The 19,396-nt window shown below is 34.0% G+C and carries 15 protein-coding genes and 1 pseudogene; 8 read left to right on the forward strand and 8 right to left on the reverse strand.

The window, feature by feature from the left end; all coding sequences use genetic code 11:
- Nucleotides 1-225 precede the first annotated feature (225 nt).
- The 4 genes and pseudogenes from abc-f to EQ029_RS12045 all read left to right on the forward strand — a co-directional run bounded on the left by abc-f (nt 226) and on the right by EQ029_RS12045 (nt 4,922).
- Nucleotides 226-1,845, forward strand: coding sequence for a ribosomal protection-like ABC-F family protein (abc-f, locus tag EQ029_RS12030; protein WP_057504829.1), 1,620 nt, complete (start codon nt 226-228; stop codon nt 1,843-1,845).
- Nucleotides 1,846-2,051: 206 nt separating this feature from the next.
- Nucleotides 2,052-2,519, forward strand: coding sequence for a bacillithiol transferase BstA (locus EQ029_RS12035; protein WP_037559670.1), 468 nt, complete (start codon nt 2,052-2,054; stop codon nt 2,517-2,519).
- A gap of 36 nt (nt 2,520-2,555) precedes the next feature.
- The gene (locus EQ029_RS12040; protein ID WP_037559672.1) at nt 2,556-2,966 is read left to right on the forward strand and encodes a VOC family protein; all 411 of its coding nucleotides are present in this window, start codon (nt 2,556-2,558) and stop codon (nt 2,964-2,966) included.
- Nucleotides 2,967-3,214: 248 nt separating this feature from the next.
- Nucleotides 3,215-4,922, forward strand: a pseudogene (locus EQ029_RS12045) (IS1182 family transposase).
- On the opposite strand, the gene uidA reads toward EQ029_RS12045, so the two are convergent.
- The 8 genes from uidA to EQ029_RS12085 all read right to left on the reverse strand — a co-directional run bounded on the left by uidA (nt 4,910) and on the right by EQ029_RS12085 (nt 14,758).
- Entirely contained in the window at nt 4,910-6,715 is a 1,806-nt protein-coding gene (uidA, locus tag EQ029_RS12050) for a beta-glucuronidase (protein ID WP_037558698.1), read from the reverse strand. The pseudogene EQ029_RS12045 and the gene uidA sit on opposite strands and share 13 nt — an antisense overlap.
- A 17-nt stretch (nt 6,716-6,732) precedes the next feature.
- Entirely contained in the window at nt 6,733-7,575 is an 843-nt protein-coding gene (locus EQ029_RS12055; RefSeq protein WP_011276885.1) for an SDR family oxidoreductase, read from the reverse strand.
- An 18-nt stretch (nt 7,576-7,593) separates the two neighbouring features.
- A complete protein-coding gene (gene uxuA, locus EQ029_RS12060) occupies nt 7,594-8,640 on the reverse strand; it encodes a mannonate dehydratase (protein ID WP_011276886.1) in 1,047 nt (348 codons plus the stop codon).
- A gap of 12 nt (nt 8,641-8,652) precedes the next feature.
- Nucleotides 8,653-10,056, reverse strand: coding sequence for a glucuronate isomerase (gene uxaC, locus EQ029_RS12065; RefSeq protein ID WP_016930956.1), 1,404 nt, complete (start codon nt 10,054-10,056; stop codon nt 8,653-8,655).
- A gap of 15 nt (nt 10,057-10,071) precedes the next feature.
- Entirely contained in the window at nt 10,072-11,475 is a 1,404-nt protein-coding gene (locus EQ029_RS12070) for a glycoside-pentoside-hexuronide (GPH):cation symporter (protein ID WP_011276888.1), read from the reverse strand.
- A 15-nt stretch (nt 11,476-11,490) separates the two neighbouring features.
- On the reverse strand, nt 11,491-12,501 hold the full coding sequence (locus tag EQ029_RS12075) for a sugar kinase (protein WP_011276889.1): 1,011 nt from the start codon (nt 12,499-12,501) through the stop codon (nt 11,491-11,493).
- 4 nt (nt 12,502-12,505) lie between these two features.
- Nucleotides 12,506-13,144 (reverse strand): bifunctional 2-keto-4-hydroxyglutarate aldolase/2-keto-3-deoxy-6-phosphogluconate aldolase, encoded by a 639-nt coding sequence (locus EQ029_RS12080; protein WP_011276890.1) that lies wholly within the window; start codon nt 13,142-13,144, stop codon nt 12,506-12,508.
- A 396-nt stretch (nt 13,145-13,540) separates the two neighbouring features.
- Complete coding sequence (locus tag EQ029_RS12085; protein ID WP_011276891.1) at nt 13,541-14,758, reverse strand: helix-turn-helix domain-containing protein; 1,218 nt, start codon at nt 14,756-14,758, stop codon at nt 13,541-13,543.
- A 46-nt stretch (nt 14,759-14,804) separates the two neighbouring features.
- On the opposite strand from EQ029_RS12085, the gene EQ029_RS12090 reads away from it, so the two are divergent.
- The 4 genes from EQ029_RS12090 to EQ029_RS12105 all read left to right on the forward strand — a co-directional run bounded on the left by EQ029_RS12090 (nt 14,805) and on the right by EQ029_RS12105 (nt 19,395).
- Nucleotides 14,805-15,641 carry an HAD family hydrolase gene (locus tag EQ029_RS12090; RefSeq protein WP_057504849.1) on the forward strand — a complete coding sequence of 279 codons (837 nt, stop codon included), beginning with the start codon at nt 14,805-14,807 and terminating at the stop codon, nt 15,639-15,641.
- A gap of 18 nt (nt 15,642-15,659) precedes the next feature.
- On the forward strand, nt 15,660-17,384 hold the full coding sequence (locus EQ029_RS12095) for a glycoside hydrolase family 3 protein (RefSeq protein WP_011276893.1): 1,725 nt from the start codon (nt 15,660-15,662) through the stop codon (nt 17,382-17,384).
- 195 nt (nt 17,385-17,579) lie between these two features.
- Nucleotides 17,580-18,821 (forward strand): quaternary amine ABC transporter ATP-binding protein, encoded by a 1,242-nt coding sequence (locus EQ029_RS12100; protein WP_037540055.1) that lies wholly within the window; start codon nt 17,580-17,582, stop codon nt 18,819-18,821.
- Nucleotides 18,808-19,395: an ABC transporter permease gene (locus EQ029_RS12105; protein ID WP_016930952.1), complete on the forward strand. Its 588-nt coding sequence runs from the start codon at nt 18,808-18,810 to the stop codon at nt 19,393-19,395. The genes EQ029_RS12100 and EQ029_RS12105 overlap by 14 nt, the downstream gene beginning before the upstream one ends.
- Nucleotide 19,396: the final 1 nt, after the last annotated feature.

Genomic DNA, 19,396 nt, shown 5'->3' on the forward strand with positions numbered 1-19,396 from the left:
TTTATGAAATCAGTTGTTTAATGTAAAATGACTATAAATTGTATTTTAGGAGGTGTCGAAATGTTTCTTATAGCATTTTGTTGCAGATTTCTACAAATCATTCGCAACAAATTTTCGATTGTAATTTCAAAATTGGTGAAGTATGTCTTTTTTGAAGTTATTAATCGCTCTATAAGGAACGGACACTAACATTTCCTTCCTTATAGATAATATGGAGGAAGGAAATTGAATATATTAAATGCTACGGATGTTACTAAAAAGTTTCTTGATGAAACATTATTCGACAATGTTAAGCTAACCCTCAATTCTGGTGACACTATTGGCTTAGTCGGTCGAAATGGTGAAGGAAAAACAACATTATTAAGACTTCTATGTGGGTCAGAATCTCCCACGACAGGTATTATAAGCTGGAAAAAAAATATAAAAATTGGTTATTTAGATCAAATTCCTAATTATGCTGATAATGAAAAAGTTTATACTTGTTTAAAATCAGTATTCGGCGAATTAAACATCATCTCTGAACAACTTAAATTATTAGAAGAAAAAATGAGTATGGATGTGAATGATATAGATGAATTAATGCTTCGCTATGGGAATTTGCAGTCATATTATGAGGAACATGGCGGCTATGAAATAGATGCTAAAATACGTAGAGTAGCCAGTGGCTTAAATATAACTCATCTACTTGAATCACAGTGGAAAGATTTATCTGGTGGAGAACGAACAAAAGTAGGTATCGCTCAGATATTAATTAAGCCGACAGATTTATTACTCTTAGACGAACCAACGAATCATCTTGATTTCAAATCTATTGAATGGTTAACCAATTATATAAAAAATTATCACGGCGCTACAGTAGTTGTCTCACACGATCGCTATTTTTTAGATGAAACAGTAAATCAAATTATAGAAATCGATCAAAAAAATCTATATCCATATAATGGCAACTACTCATATTTTGTAGAAGAACGCGAAAAAAGATTATTAATTGAATTCGAAGCATATAAAACACAGCAAAAGAAAATAAAAAAAATGAAAGCGTCTATAAAACAATTAAGAATGTGGGCCAGCCAATCTAACCCTCCCAATGCTGCCATGTATCGTCGAGCTAAAAGCATGGAAAAATCATTAAATCGCATCAAACGTTTGGATAAACCAATTCTCAACTCAAAAAATATGAAGATGGAATTAGAAGATGCTACACGCGTTTCTAACAGAGTCATAGAGATGGAAGATGTCACTAAAACGTATGATAAGTTATTATTTGAAAAAGTGAATATGTTGGTTAGAAGAGGCGAGCATATAGCTATAATTGGAGATAATGGTACTGGAAAATCTACCTTATTGAAAATTATTTTAGGAGTCGTTTCAATTGATAACGGTACTATTAAAACGGCAAACAACTTAAAAATAGGTTATCTTTCACAACATGAATTTGAGAATGATGCTGATAACAACACCGTATTAAATAAGTTTCGTGAAGAGGTAAATGTGTCAGAAGCGGAAGCCCGACATATTTTAGCTGACTTTATGTTTTATGGGAAAGATGTTTTTAAAAAAGTTGGTGATTTAAGTGGTGGCGAAAAAATAAGACTGAGATGGGCTCAAATTGTACACACTGATTATAACTTACTCATTTTGGATGAACCCACTAATCATTTAGATATAGAAGCAAAAGAAATCATTGAAGACGCACTATTAAATTATGAAGGTTCAATTATTACGGTTTCACATGACATCTATTTTCTCAATAAATTATTTAACACTACTTATTTATTAAAAAACAAATCTTTAAAGAAATTCGAAGGTAATTATAACTATATTAAAGAAAAAGAATATTTATAAATAACTCATCATTCATACGATTAAAGGGATAGTTGATAATCAGCTATCCTTTTTCCTATATTTTAAAACTTTGCATATCAAATCCATGAAACCAATATGCGCTATTCGCTAAATAAAACTAGCACTTTAATCGTAATGCTTATAACTCCTATTTAACGGGTAGACGCTTAATAGTCAATCCTTTAAACATGTGGGAGGAAACACAAATGAGTACTAAAACAGTCTATGATGTGATTGATACTGGTGTGAACTACTTACTGTCAGTTTATGATAGTTGGAACATTGAGGACGTATTAGATAAAGAAAATGATGTTTTTCCCAATACATTACATTGGCAATTTGGACATGTTTTAACTATTTTCGATTCTGCTTTATCAATGGGCGGTCAAAATGCCGTTGATATCGAAACGTATACTAAATTATTTGGTTATGGTTCTAGTCCTGCAAATTGGGAGGGACAAGACATACCATCAATTGAATCGATTAAAGAGGACTTAAAAACAATTCCAGATCGTGCTCGTCAACTTACTGATGAACAACTATCACAAGAACTTGAACAACCGATTGCTGGCTGCAAAACACTTAACGAATTATTAGTGTTAAATGCCATTCACGTCCCATTACATGCAGGTAAAATTGAAGAAATGGCTCGTGTGCTTAACCAGACCAAGTAATCCAAGTTTCATAATAAATACTTTGAGGGGATAAATATGAATATTATTGCGAATAGTATCTTTGTAGATAATCAAGAAGAAGCTTTACAATTTTATACAGACATTTTAGGCTTTGAAAAGAAAATAGATGAACCTGTAGGCGAAGGATTTAGATGGCTTACTTTAGTATCTCCGAATCAACCAGATGGTGCTCAATTGGTCTTAGAACCAAATGGCAACCCTATTGCAGGTGATTATCAACAACGTCTATTCGAAGCCAACATACCTATTACGATGTTCGGCGTAGAAAATGTACAACAAACCTATGATGCATTAACGCAAAAAGGCGTTCACTTTACCGTTGAACCGACTACAATGGGTAGCGCTAAAATGGCCATTTTTGATGATACATGTGGTAATTTAATTCAAATTGTAGAACAAAAATGGAGTCTGGGACATAAACCCTAGAGAAATAGCCAGTAAATGAGTTTTAACAAATTCATTTACTGGCTTCTTTATTTACAATACTCCGTATTGTTGGCTCGCTTTCTTAGGGGACAGCTTCAGCCTGTAGTCTTCAGCTTGTCCTGTTCCCTCAAGAGTCTCGCCAAAATACTTTGTATTTATATGTAATTTTACATTGTAATACTTTAAAAAAATAAAGCACTTTCGTATAATTTAATAAACATCACTAAACTAAATTAACGAGGTGCCTTATGTATAAAAATTATAACATGACTCAACTTACTCTACCAATGGAAACTTCAGTTCTTATCCCCACAAATGATATTTCACGACATGTAAATGATATTGTTGAAACAATTCCTGACAATGAATTCGACGAATTCAGACATCACCGTGGTGCAACTTCGTACCATCCTAAAATGATGTTAAAAGTGATTCTATATGCCTACACACAATCTGTATTCTCAGGTCGTAAAATAGAAAAAATGCTTAATGATAGCATCCGAATGATGTGGCTATCACAAAATCAAAAACCTTCTTATAAAACAATTAATCGATTTAGAGTAAATCCAAAAGTAGATGCTTTATTAGAATCTTTATTTATTCAATTTTACAGTCAGTGTGTAAAACAAAATCTTATAGATGATAAAGCTATTTTTATTGATGGTACAAAAATTGAAGCAAATGCCAATCGATATACATTTGTATGGAAAAAGAGTATTCAAAACCATGAATCAAAGATGAATGAGGATTCTAAAGCCCTCTACCATGAATTGGTAACCAATAAAATCATACCGGAAATTAAAGAAGATCATGATAATGAATTAACAAAAGAAGAAATAGATTTGATTGGTAGTCACTTAGATAAAGAAATCGAAGATTTAAACCAACATATCAACAATGAAAAATGTACTAAAACAAGAAAACAAATACGTCTCAAAAGAACTAAAATCAAAAAATACAAAAAGCAAATCAATGATTATTTTGAGCGAAAGTATCGATACGAATTTCAAAAATCTATTTTAAAGGATAGAAATAGTTATTCTAAGACAGATCATGATGCGACATTTATGAGAATGAAAGAAGATCACATGAAAAATGGACAACTTAAGCCAGGGTATAATTTACAAATAGCGACAAATTCCCAATTTGTTTTATCTTATAATGTGTATCAAAATCCAACGGATACTAGAACGATGATTCCATTTTTAAATTCAATTCAAGAGACCTACGGTCATTTACCTGAATATATTGTAGCTGATGCAGGTTATGGTAGTGAATCAAATTATAAGGCAATTATAGATGACTTTAATCGAACGCCACTCATAACATATGGAATGTTTATAAAAGATAAAACTAAAAAATATAAAAGTGACATCTTTAATACTCAAAATTGGAACTATGACGAAATTAATGACGAATTCATTTGTCCGAATAATAAACGGCTAGGTTTTAAAAGATATGCCTATCGTCATGATAAGTATGGTTATAAGCGAGACTTCAAATTATATGAATGTGATGATTGTTCAGAATGTCCTCTGAAAAATCAATGTATGAACTTCAATTCAAAAACAAACAAAAAAATAATGAAGAATTATAACTGGGAATATTTTAAATCCCAAATTAACAAAAAGCTTTCAGAACCAGAAACAAAAAATATCTACAGTCAAAGAAAAATTGATGTGGAACCTGTTTTTGGATTTATGAAGGCTATTTTGGGTTTCACTCGGATGTCTGTCCGAGGACTCAATAAAGTCAAAAGAGAACTTGGTTTTGTATTAATGGCACTTAATATAAGAAAAGTAGTAGCTCAACGAGCTGAAAATAATCAAAAAATTTATAAAAAAGACAATTTCTATATTATTTCAATAGAAATTGTCTTTTTTTCACTTATCCAAGAACTTTATGTCCCGGACTCTCTATTTTAATGAAAAGGAAGTCATACATTATGATTTATAATTGAAATCAGGAATGTTATGCCAACGTTCTTTAAAATAATGTGCAATCGCTTTAGGTTTACGGTCGCGTGTGAAGATACCTTTCTTATTACCTTGAACACGAATGATACCGTTTGATGTTTCAAAATCTGCGAAATTCCATGTCTGTTCACCGATAAATTGTGGGTATTTATCCATAATTTCATGGTTCGCTTTATAGTAATTCAATTGATATTCTTCCGTAAACATTTGATCATCAATCGCATGCATACCTGCAACGGTATCAGCACCATATTCTGTGAACATAATTGGCTTGTTAGGTTGTCGTTCAGACCACTGTGCTAATTCTTTATCCAGTGCTTTTTTCGCACTTGCTAAATCTGCAGATTGCGTATACCAACCGTAATAGCGATTTAAGCATAATACATCAACTAAATCTTGCACTTCACATACATCAGGTTGTGCCATTAAAATGGTAACGATTGTAACAGGTCGTTTCTGTGGATCTTTACGTTTTGCTAATTCCACAAATGGTTCAAAATAAGCTTTTGCGCCTTTTTCATTAGAAGCAGGTTCATTAGCGATTGACCACATAACTACGCACGCATGGTTCTTATCTCTTTCAATCAAACCTTCTATGACTTCTTTATGCGCTTGATGTGTATCAATCTCTTTCCAAGTATCATGTTCTAATTGGCCACCTAAAGCCACCATAAAATTAAGATGTACACCGACCGCTGTCGTTTCATCGATCACAACGATACCTTGTTCATCCGCTAGACGCATCATTTCTTCGGAATATGGATAATGCGCTGTTCTAAAAGAATTGGCACCAATCCATTTCATCAAATTAATGTCCATTACATTGGCTGCCTCATTTAAGCCACGCCCACTATAAAATGTATCTTCATGCTTACCAAATCCTTTGAAATAAAACGGTTTATTATTGATAAGGAATTGACCATCTTTTACTTCTACAGAGCGAATACCAAATCGTTCTGTATATACATCAACAACCTCACCGTCATTCAGAAGTTCAACTTTCATGTGATAAAGATACGCATTAAGTGGCTGCCATAAATGAGGATTATCAATAGACATTGCACCTTCAGATTCATCATGCTTCGTAACCACTTGCCCATCTTCATCTATAATCGTTACGCTAATTCGATCAATATCTGAGCGGTTTCCGTGAACATTCACTTTATAATTCACTATACTTTCTCCACTTTGTTTAACTTCTGGGTTAATCACAATATCCTGAATATATGTTTGAGGTGTTGTATATATTTTTACAGGGCGATGAATGCCTGCGTAATTAAAGAAGTCAAAGTTTGGCGTGTTGACTGGCGTAACCGTTCCATCTTCATCAACACGTTCACTATAATTACCTACCGGCAATGTGCTATGCGTCAGTATATTGTTGACCTTCACCGTTAATCGATGACTACCTGTTGTAGCGATTTCCGTAATATTCACTTCAAATGGTAGAAAGCCGCCTGAATGTGTCACGATTTCCTTGCCATCTAAATAAACCGTCGCATGATGCGTTACTGAACCAAATCTTAATACAATACGTTCACCTTTGAGGTGCTTTGGAATCATAATCTCACGTTCATAGTAAACGTCGCCAACGTGTTGTCGAATACTTTGAATCACACCTTGATCATTATAAGAACCTGGTACAGCCATTACATCTTCTGTATCTAAAGCTTGACTTACGTCGACATGTTCTTTATAGCCTACTAATTTAAATTTCCATATACCAGACACGTCTAATAATTGTCTGGTTTCTGTATTAATTGGGTATAACATCTTCATTCCTCCTTATATTACACACCTGAATATGCGTTAAAGCCACCATCTACTGGTAATACAACGCCATTAACAAAGCTTGACGCCTCTTTACTAACTAGGAATAATAATGCACCTACCAATTCTTCCGGTTTACCGAAACGTTCCATTGGCGTAGCATTAATAATTTTTTCAGAGCGCGCTGTATAACTGCCATCTTCATTTAGTAGTAATGCTTCGTTTTGTTTTGTTAGTAAAAAGCCTGGGGCTATGGCATTTACTCTAATATTTGTTTTAGAGAAATACACACTTAGCCATTGTGTGAAATTACTAATTGCTGCTTTTGCACCACTATAGGCTGGAATTTTTGTAAGTGGGGTAAAGGCATTCATTGATGAAATATTAATAATCGTTGCGTCTGCTTTATCTAACATATCCGTTGCGAAAACTTGTGACGGAATAAATGTACCTAGGAAATTAAGATCCATTACGAAGCCAACACTTTCTTCATCTAAGTTGAAGAATGTTTGTTTATCTTGATCTAAGTCACCTTCAAAGCGTTCGTCATCTGTAGTACCTTTAGGCGCATTACCGCCTGCACCATTTATTAAAATATCGACACTACCGAAAGTATCATTGACTTCCTGTTTAATTCGTTTCATGTCTTCTTTATTTGTTACATCGCCTAGAAATACTTGAGATTCTCCGCCGAGTGCTTTTATTGTTTCAACTAAGCCACTTGCATCCTCTCTAAGGCCAACCATCGCAACTTTAGCGCCACTTTGTGCTAAGGCAGTAGACATCGCACTGCCAATGACACCTGTTCCACCTGTAATGACAACGACTTTATCTGTTAAATCAATATCGAATGGTAATTTCATAAGTTCATTTCTCCTTTTTTATTTGTTATTCTTACTAACCGCTTCATATAAACCGTTTAAATAGGTTGCGCCTAACGCACGATCATATAATCCATACCCTGGTTTACCTGTTTCGCCCCAAATCATACGTCCATGGTCTGGTCTTATAGGGCCATGATAGTCAAAACTATGCAAAGTTTTAACGACTTCATACATGTCGATTGAACCTTTTTCAGATAAATGTGCAGATTCTTGGAACGATTTATCGCCAATTAATTTAACATTACGTGCATGTACAAAGTTGACGCGGCCTTTCTCGCCAAAGTAACGTAACATGTCAACGAAGTCATTTCTGCGATCAGCACCTAATGAGCCAGAGCACATCGTTAAACCATTGTATTTAGAATCATACAAGTTAATAAAGCGCTCTAAATTTTCTTTGTTAGTGATAATACGTGGTAAACCAAAGATATTCCATGGTGGATCGTCCGGATGTATCGCCATCAGAACATCTTCCTCTTCAGCAACCGGTATTACTTTTTGGATAAAGTAATTTAAGTTGTCCCATAGCGTTTCTTCATCTACTTCTTTATAATCATCAAATAATTGTTTTAAATCTTCTTTCGTATAACTTGAATCCCATCCTGGCAATGATAATTCACCACTTAATGGATTCATTTTCTCAACATCTTGTTCATCATAGATTAAGCAAGTAGAACCATCATCTAAGCGGTAGTCTAATTGTGAACGCGTCCAATCAAATACTGGCATAAAGTTGTAACATACAATCTTGATACCTGCTTGTCCTAGATTTCGAAGTGTTTCACAATAATTTTCGATGTATTTATCGCGTGTAGGTTTACCTAATTTAATATCTTCATGTACAGGTACACTTTCAATCACCGATAATTCCATGCCTGCATCTTCAATTTCTTGCTTTAATGCTTTAATTTTATCTAATGGCCAAACTTCACCAACCGGTACATCATAAATTGCACTTACAATACCTTTCATTCCAGGTATTTGTTTAATATATTCCAAGCTGATTGGATCATCTTTGCCGTACCATCTAAATGTCATTTTCATTGTCTTGTCCCCCTATATTAATTTGAAGTAGTTATAAGCGTTGTTATAGCAAATATTTTCAATCATGCGTTTTAATAGTTGATCATCATTAGGGATTTCACCTTTTTCAACTAAGTCCCCAATGAATGAAGATAATATACGTCTAAAGTAATCGTGTCTTGAATATGAAATAAAGCTTCTTGAATCTGTTAACATACCAACAAAATGCATTAGCAACCCTTGATCAGCTAATGATGACATTTGTCTTAACATGCCTCTTTTCGTATCATTGAACCACCAACCTGCACCATGTTGTACTTTACTTTTAATACCTGGTTCAGTTTGGAAATTCGCAATTGTAGAACCCACGATATCATTATAAATTGGGTTTAAGTTATACAAGATGGTCTTAGGTAAGTGTCCTTCTTGTTCCATCATGTCTAGTGTTGCATTTAAATGATACGCAAGATTGTCTTGGTCTCTAATTGAGTCAAAGCCAGCATCTTTTCCTACTTTTTCAAACATCTTCGTATTATTATTTCGAATTGCACCAAAGTGAATTTGCATTACCCAACCACGTTCATAGTATGCCTTACTCAATTCATTTAACATGTAGCTTTGGAACTGGAATCGTTCATATGTTGAAATATCTGCATGATTTAAAGCTTTCTTGAAAATGTCTTGAATAGCTTGATCCGTATACGCCTCAAAATGCATTTCTTCTAAACCATGGTCAGCTAATCGACCGCCTTTATCATGGAAATATTGAATACGTTTATATAACGCTTCGATAAAGTCAGAAGGTGTCGTAATTGGATGCGTAAGGTTTTCTAACTTTTGTAGTAAGTCTGTAAACGCTGGGTCGCCAACTTTAAATACATCATCAGGTCTAAATGCAGGTAGGACAGTCGTGTTAAATCCATCCTTTGCTTTAATAGCATCATGATAGTTTAAGTCGTCTGTAGGATTATCTGTTGTGCAAATTAAGTTGACATTCGAATCAGTAATCAATGATTGAGTTGTTGTGTGATGTTGTTTTAGATAATCATTAGCACGATGATAAATAGCTTCAGCGTTATCACTAGTCAGTAAGTCTTCAATGTCAAAATACATTTTCAATTCAAGTTGTGACCAGTGATATAACGGATTACCCACTGAATTTTCTAATGTTTCTGCCCATTTTTTAAATTTATCAAGTGGTGCAGCATCGCCAGTAATATACTGTTCTTCAATGCCTTGTGCACGCATTGCACGCCATTTGTAATGATCACCACTGAGCCATAAGTCTGTAATATTGTCACATGCCACATTGTCGCTAATTTGCTTAGGGTCTAGATGACAATGGTAGTCATAAATTGGCATATCTTTCGCAAAATCATGGTATAAATGTTTTCCTGTTTCATTATTCAACATAAAATGTTCATTTATAAAAGCCATATCGTATACGCTCCTTTAAATTTCTTCTCTCAATGCAAGTTCTTTAACAATTTGTTTATGTCGTTTATCTGTAAGTGGGTACCATATAAAGAAGATAATGAATGCGATGGTACATGCCACTGCCGGTACTGCAAAGAATAAAACTTTAAGTCCAAAGATTGTGCCCGCTGATTGGTCTACATTAGGTTGATAACCAATGAACGTTAATGCTAATCCAGGTACGAAACCTGCAAGTGCTTGTGATACTTTTCTAGTAAAGCTATAACTTGAATAAGTGATACCTTCTGAACGTAATCTGAATTTCCATTGTCCGTATTCCACAACGTCTGCAATGAATGCCCATACAACTGTGTTAGGAATAACTAAGAAGAATTGTGCTATCGTATTCATGATTAGGAACATGACATAATTTTCTCCGAAGAATAAGAAGTTTAAGACTTCGAAGATAACAAATCCGCCAATACCAATGAGGGCTGTATATTTTTTACCTAACTTTTTACTAATATATGTAGTAGCAAATAACGCTGGTAATAAAACGATAAAGTTTAATGTACTGACTAAACCAACAAGATTCGGTTTATCTAATACATATTTAAAGTAGTAAAGTTGTGTTGATTGTACTAAGAACATAGACATAATCGTTAATAGTGTGAAGATAGCTAAGACGGCAAAGGCTTCATTTTTCACTAAGTTGAAGAAGGCTTTCTTATTGACGCCTTTCTTTTTCGGACGTTCGATCACGTGACGTTCTTTAACACCTTTGTAGCAAATCAAATGGAATATCACACCAAAGATTGCAAGCATACCAACAACTACTGGATAACCAATTGCGTGATTATCAAATTTTGAAACTAATGGTACAACGGCAATACCTGCAATGAATAATGCACTTTGTGATCCTAAGTTTCTAAATACAGATAACTGTGTTCTATCATCCGCATTCACTGTCATTGCAGCTGATAATGAGCCATAAGGGATATTAACGACTGAATAAGCCGCGTTAAACATTAAATAAGTTGCGAACGCCCAAATGACCTTTCCAGTATCACTGAAATTAGGTGCGGTAAATGAGAGCACCGTTAAGATTGCTAGGGGCACCGTGCCATATAAGATGAATGGTCTAAATTTACCTTTAGGCCCTATATTGGTTCTTGAATCGACGATTGTCCCTACACCTGTATCTACAAATGCATCAAAGATTTTTGCAACTAAAAATACAAGACCACCGTAGAAAGCTGAAATACCTAAAATATCTGTGAAGAACATCATTAAGTAAATTTGTCCCATATCAAACATCATGCCGTTACCTAAATCACCAAATCCATAAGATAACTTTTCTTTAAAACCTAATGTTGATTTTTGAATATTATTGAGACTCTGCACTTTTTGCTTTTCTCTTGTTTCAACTGTAGTTCCCATAATACTGCCTTCTTTCTATCTATTGATATCTTTGTTACTTTCAATAGACGTATTTATTTTTTCAAGATTGGCATAACTATAATCACCAATGACGTTGTGCTTATAAACCATGTTATTGATCCCAAATTGAACAGTATCTTTTAAATCCCATTGCTTCATAATTCCATAAATGATACCTACACTAAATGCATCACCCGTGCCTAATCTATCTAAGATATCGACCTCAACTGTTTCAGTTTGTTCGAGTTGATTTGGTGTAGAAAGAAATCCTTGTAAGCGGTTTCTTTTATGGTTAAAAATTTTTCTCTGTGTAAATGCAATATAGTTAATGTTGTATGTTTGATGTATTTTCGTTAAAAACGGTCTAATGTCTTCAATATTAGCCATTCGATCTAAACCATCTTTTAAATCTTTGCCATCTTCACCAGGCAGTGATAATGGCTCATAACCAAAGATTAAATCCACGTCGTATAAGAGTTCAGACATTTTTCTTCTCGCAGTTTGAAAATCCCACAACGCATCTCTAAAGTTCAAATCACAGCTTACAAAAAGACCTAATGTTTTAGCTATTTTGACCGCTTTTTTCAAGTATTCAAATAACGCATCGTTTAGTGCTGCCGTAATACCTGTAATATGAAACCATTCATGCGCTTTTAATATACTTTCAATTTCATATTCATCAGGATTTAATTGGCTAAATACACTCATTTGTCTATCGTAAATAAGACGATTTGCTCTTTGTGCATAACCACTCTCAGTAAAATAAATACCTAATCTGCCACTAGCGCTTTTCACCTTATCGGCATTCACGTTGTAACGTCTTAAATGTTGTATGATGTTGTCGCCAATATCATTATTAGGTAAGGCTGTTACCATTGCGGTGTCGATACCTAAGCCTGATAAGCCTATCGCAACATTCATTTCGGCCCCGCCATAATGAATATCAAACGCTTGTGCCTGTTCAAATGTTTGGTGATGCGGTGTACTTAATCGCATCAATATCTCGCCAAAAGTAATGAATGACATGTGCTCACCCACTTACTGTTTGAAATTTTCTGACAAATTTTTCTGTATTTTCTTTAATTACAGTATCGTTTCCATCTTTTGCATTTTTCATCAATGCACTACCAATACCTACCGCATAAGCACCTTTGTTATACCAATCTTCTAAATTATCTAAAGATACGCCACCTGAAGGCATTAATTCTATATGTGGTATAGGTCCATGTACATTTTTTATGAAATTCGCGCCTAGCAAGTCTCCAGGGAATAATTTAACTAAGTCTACGCCTGATTCCATTGCTTGTACGATTTCTGTTACAGAACCACACCCAGGTAAATAAGGTACTGCATATCGGTTACACATTTTAGCTATTTCAATATCCAAGTGAGGGCTTACGATATATTCAGCACCGTTTAAAATAGCGATTCGTGCTGTTCCACTATCTAATACAGTACCTGCTCCGATGACGATATGTTCATCGCTTGTCGCACTTAAGTGTCGAATAACTTCTTCTGCTTGAGGCGTTGTAAAGGTAATCTCAATATTATAAATGCCACCTTCTATCATTTGTTGAACAGCAGCGATTGCATCATCTTTGCTTTTACCTCTGACAACTGCGACGAGATAATTTTCATGCAATTGATTTAATATTTTTATTTTCTTCATTTTCGCAAAGCTCCTTATTTCTAATTTCTTTGCCAACCCAATTTCATTATATTTGCAAATGACGAATCGTCAATTTAGCGCAGTCAGAAATCGCTTTCAAGCAAAAATAAACCCTTCCTATCAAAATCCTAAAAAGCTTGATATGAAAGGGTTTATAGCATGTTTTCATTTTCTTAATGATGATGAATTACAACGAAATATCATCAAAATAAATGCTAAAAAAACAGTATAAATTGCTAATATTTTTTGTAAAATTTTAATGATTTTTATAAATTATTGACCTTAAATTTAAAAAAGTAGCAAATTTTCTAAATTTTCTATTACTTGAACTAGTGATAAATAAAAATGAATGATAATTTTAAATTGCAAGCAAAGTTCAACGCATCACTTCTAAGTTTAATTCACCGAGCTATATTGTTTACGATATTCTAACGGTGACAGTTGATACTTAGCTTTAAAACATTTTGTAAAGTAACTTTGCTGTTTAAAACCTATGTAATTTGAAATCTCATCAACTTTCATAGGTGTATGAATTAATAAATCTCTTCCCTTTTCAACACGTAATTGCATAATATATTGCGAAACAGATTGTCCCGTTTCCTGATTAAACAATCTTGACAGGTATGATGGTGCCAACCCAACTAAATCAGCCAATTCATTTAGACAAAGTGGACGATCCAAATTAATTTTGATGTGTTGAATGACAGTATTAATGTTAGCACTGTACTTAAGAGATTTAACCTTTAATGCGGTCTGTGCATACTCATAAATGAGGTTTTCCATTACATTATCTAAGTCTTCAATGTCAGTGGCATCATCGATTTCTGCAGCATACTTCCCTGAGATATCATTGATGGTCAATAAATTGACGTTAGCCTTTTCAATGGCTTTCCGACATAACGTATTAACAAGAAACCCTCTATACTTATGATTTAATAAATCATCTGTGACGCGTCGTATGCCAGATACTGAAACTTTCATTAATTTAAATAAATTGAGTGCTTCATCAGCATTACCATTCTGTATGGCAGTCAGCATTCTATTTTCAATATCGTAGCGTTCTTTAATCTTATTAAATGTGAATTCATATTGTGCCTTATCTTTGGCGTGTGATTCTGGGTTACGATGAAAGCTAAAATCAATATCTTCAACACTATAATGAATATTTCTATTTTTTAAATATCGAACAGCTAGATGCGTCATATTGAGCGCTTGGCTATACTGACAAACCGGTATTTGCAGAAGATATTGTTTTAAGATGGTAAGTTTGGAATGTTTAATTTGGACTTCTTGAAGCATTTCGAGACATTTATTTTCACTCGGTCTTTGAAGTAAAAATGGACCTAATATAATAACTTGATGCAATTTTCGATATTTAAACATTAAAAAGTGTGCATCAAATTGATTCACATAATGGTAAATCATATTACTTTTCATATTTTCTAAAAGTTTTTGTAGTTCTGCTTTATAGCGTTTGCTCTTTGTATTGGTAAAAGGCGATTTCAAGTGACTACTTATATGCTTGAGATCTTCCAAATCATATCGTTCAAGAGATACCATTAATAGTTCAAACGCATGCGTTTGTAAAATACCAAAAACTTCTCGATTTATCACATTAATCACCCTCATTTATGACTATTACAAGAAAGGATTGAAAACATTGAATTACACACTAGAACATTTTCAACCTCAACATGATCACCTTATCTGCGTAGACTCAGATGGCTGTGGCATGGATACAATGACCATTAAACATGAACGTGCATTTGGACCAGCACTACTTGATATTTGGAATCTAGACGATATCAAAGATGACGTATTAAATCGTTGGAATCAATTTAACCTATATGAAATCACACGTGGTATTAATCGATTTCAAGGATTTGAAAAAATATTAACTGAATTACATCAACAAGGTCGCACTGTAGATGGCTACGATGACATTAAAGCATGGGTAGATACGACGACGACTTTCTCAAATCCACAATTGCAACAAGATATTGAAGCTAACCCTGATAAAAAAGGTTTACGTTTAGCGTTAGACTGGTCGAACCGCGTTAATCAACTCATCCAACGTCTTCCGAGTATTGGTCCTTTTGAATATGTATATGACGCTTTAAAGCGCGCCTATCATAACGCAGATATTGTGATTGTTTCATCTGCAAACCTATCAGCAGTTGAGACAGAATGGACTGAACACCAACTCACACCTTTTATAACTAGCATCTTCGCGCAAGAAGCTGGCACAAAAAAACATTGCATTAATCAACTCAAACGTTTATACGATGCAAATCAAGTACTCGTTCTAGGTGATGCTAAAGGCGATATGCAAGCGGCACAAGATAATGATGTGTTATTCTATCCAATTTTAGCTGGAAACGAAGCGACATCTTGGCTTGAATTTAAAGACAAATACTTAAATTTATTCATTAATAATCAGTTTGATAATACTATTCAAGAACATGTAATTCAACAATTTTATAATAATTTTGACTAGAAAAGGAGCATGATAACTATGGCACGAGTAGATTTGAAAGCTAAACCTTACTTTTTAAATGACGAACAAATTCAATGGGTTGAAGAGACATTGTCACATTTAACTGATGAAGAAAAAATAGGACAATTATTCTTTAATTTATTTTCATTAGAAGAAGATGGCGACTTTAACGATTCTGAGTATACAAATAAAGATATTTTAAATCGATATCATATCGGTGGTGCCCGCTATCAAGGCGGAAACAAGCAACAAGTTCAAGCGCTATTAAACGATTTACAACAACATAGTAAAGTGCCTTTACTTGTCGCTGCAAACTGTGACTCTGGTGGCAATGGAGCTTGTAAAGATGGTACGTATATCGCTTCAGCAGCTCAGTGTGAAGCCGCTCAAGACAGTAAAGTCGCTTATAATGCAGGTTACGTATCTGGTCGAGAATCACAAGCACTTGGCGTTAACATTAACTTTGACCCTTGCGTTGATATTTTAAAAAATTGGCGTAACACAATTGTGAACACACGTGCATATGGAACAACTGCAGAAACCGTGATTAAATATACCAATGCCTTTATTAATGGCTTTAACGAAACACAAGATATGATCACTTGTATTAAACATTTCCCGGGTGACGGTACTGAAGAACGCGATCAACACCTTGTATTAGGTGTAAATGAAATGACAACAGATGAATGGGATCAAAGTTTCCGAAAAGTCTATGAAAATCACATTAATAATGGGGTGGAAATGATCATGTCAGGTCATATCGCATTACCTCATTATTCTAAAAAACTCAATCCTGAGTTAGCAGACAAAGACATTTTACCAGCAACATTATCTAAAGAATTAATTACCGATTTATTAAAAGACGACTTAGCTTTTAATGGCTTAGTCGTAACAGACGCAAGTCATATGTTAGGTATGACTGCAGCCATGAAACGTGAAGACTATGTGCCTCAAGCGATTGCTGCCGGTTGCGATATGTTCTTATTCTTCAATGATTTAGAAGAAGACTTCCACTTCATGTTAAAAGGTTATCAAGACGGCGTGATCACTGACGACCGTCTAAATGATGCTGTAAGACGTATTCTAGGACTAAAAGCTAAAATACATTTACCTAAAAAGCAAGCACAGGGTACACTACTTAAAAATGAAGACCAACTTAGCGTTATCGGTTGTGATGAACACTTGACAATGCAACAAGAAGCTGCCGATTTAAGCATCACATTAGTGAAGAACACATTAGATCAATTACCAATACGCCCTGAAACACACAAGAATATACGCTTGTATATTATCGAAGGTGAGAAAAATGGTATTTACAAATCAGATGACACTGTCGAACATAACTTAGTATCTATCCTAGAAGATCGTGGATTTAATGTGACAGTTAATGATGGCTCTACACGTGTAAAAGGTAAAACATTAGAATATCGTGATAACGTTGATGCTGCACTCGTATTCGCAAATATCGTTGGATACGCTGCTGAAAATAACTATCGCATCCGATGGTCAACTGCAATGAGTAACGAAATTCCATGGTACGTTCATGAAGTGCCTACCGTCTTTACATCACTCAATTTCACAACACACTTACATGATGCAACAATGGTCAAAGCCTATATCAACGCGTACCATTCAAATAAAACAACATTAGAAACCGTTGTCGATAAAATCATGGGCGAGTCAGATTTCAAAGGCGTGCCAAATGATTTAGTCTGGACAGATAAATGGCAAGCTAAATTATAATCTTTAACTTAAGTTCATATTATAACGCTAAGGTACACGTATCTTAGCGTTGTTTTATAATACTGAACTAAACTAAAGACAAATATACACGATCTACCCATTTTCGTTTACTTGAATGATAGCAATTTTAAAAAGTTTGAATATCATATTATTAAAATATCTATTCATTTATATATACTTATATATTTATTATTTTTGAGCAAAGTTAAAGTACGAAACTTAACAAAAATTTTCGGAAGAAAACAAAAAGAAGCGTTAAAGTTAGTACAAGAAGGTAAATCTAAACAAGAAATCTTTGAAAAAACTGGGGCTACAGTTGGGGTTTATGACGTTAACTTTGACGTAAATGATGGCGAAATTTTTGTGATTATGGGTTTATCTGGTAGTGGTAAATCCACTTTAATTCGATTAATCAATCGATTAATTGAACCAACATCAGGAAGTATTTACATAGGTGAAGACGACATTTCCAATATGTCTAAAAAAGAATTACGTGAAATTCGTCGTACAAAAATTAATATGGTGTTTCAAAACTTTGGTCTTTTTCCGAAAAGAACTGTATTAGAAAATACCGAATACGGTTTAGAAATTAGAGGGATTGAAAAAGCAGAAAGACAAAAAAGAGCTGAAAAAGCATTAGACGATACAGGGTTATTATCTTTTAAAGACCAATATCCAGATCAACTTTCAGGTGGTATGCAACAACGTGTTGGTTTGGCTCGTGCCTTAGCTAATGATTCTGACATTTTACTAATGGATGAAGCATTTTCAGCATTAGATCCACTGATTAGAAAAGATATGCAAAACGATTTACTAAACTTACAGGAGCAAATGCAAAAAATCATAATCTTCATCACTCATGACTTAAATGAAGCATTACGTATTGGAGATCGTATTGCATTAATGAGAGATGGAAAAATTATGCAAATTGGTACCGGAGAAGAGATCTTAACCAATCCAGCAAATGCATTTGTTAGTGAATTTACCGAAGATGTGGACCGTTCTAAAATACTTACCGCAGAAAACATAATGGAGTCTCCATTAACTATAAATATTGAGACAGAAGGTCCAAATGTCGCTTTACAACGAATGCGTCAAGAAGAAGTAAGTATGTTATTAGCGATTGATAATAAACGTTTATTAAAAGGAAGTATTACGGCAGACAATGCTTTGAAGGCAAGAGAAGACGGTATTTCCTTAAAGCATATTTACCAAAATAATGTACAGACCATTAATAAAGACATGCTCGTGACAGATATTTTCAATATTATTTACGATTCTCCTACACCATTAGCAGTCACGGATGAAAATAATCGCTTAGTTGGTGTTGTGGTTCGCGGAAGTGTCATAGGTGCAATGACTACTAATAATAAAGATAGAGAAACGAATCATTCTCAAGAAAATTCAACTGAAGAGGAAGTGAATGAAAATGTTTAAACAATTACCTTTCTCTAATTGGATTGATACGATTGTTAATTGGTTAACTGAGCATCTATCTGGCATTTTCTCATTTTTACAAACAGCTGAAAATGCTGTGATGAATGTTACAACTAATATACTATTAGCCATTCCACCATTTGTTATGATATTACTTCTAGTTTTACTGGCATTTTTTGTTTTCAAACGTAAAATTGGTTTTCCAATATTTATTTTAATTGGCTTATTATTCATCTATAACCAAAATATGTGGGATGATTTAATGAGTACAATTACATTAGTTCTTATTTCAAGTCTTATTTCTATAATTATTGGTGTTCCATTAGGTATATTAATGTCTAAAAGCGATACCGTTGAAAAAATTGTTAAACCATTACTAGACTTGATGCAAACAATGCCAGGATTCGTGTATTTAATACCTGCAGTGGCATTCTTCGGTATAGGAATGGTACCTGGTGTATTCGCTTCAGTTATATTTGCATTACCTCCAACAGTGAGAATGACAAATTTAGGCATACGTTCAATCTCAAAAGAATTAGTAGAGACATCCGATTCATTTGGATCAACTTCTTAGC

The sequence above is a fragment of the Staphylococcus haemolyticus genome (assembly GCF_006094395.1).
Classification (GTDB): Bacteria; Bacillota; Bacilli; order Staphylococcales; family Staphylococcaceae; genus Staphylococcus; species Staphylococcus haemolyticus.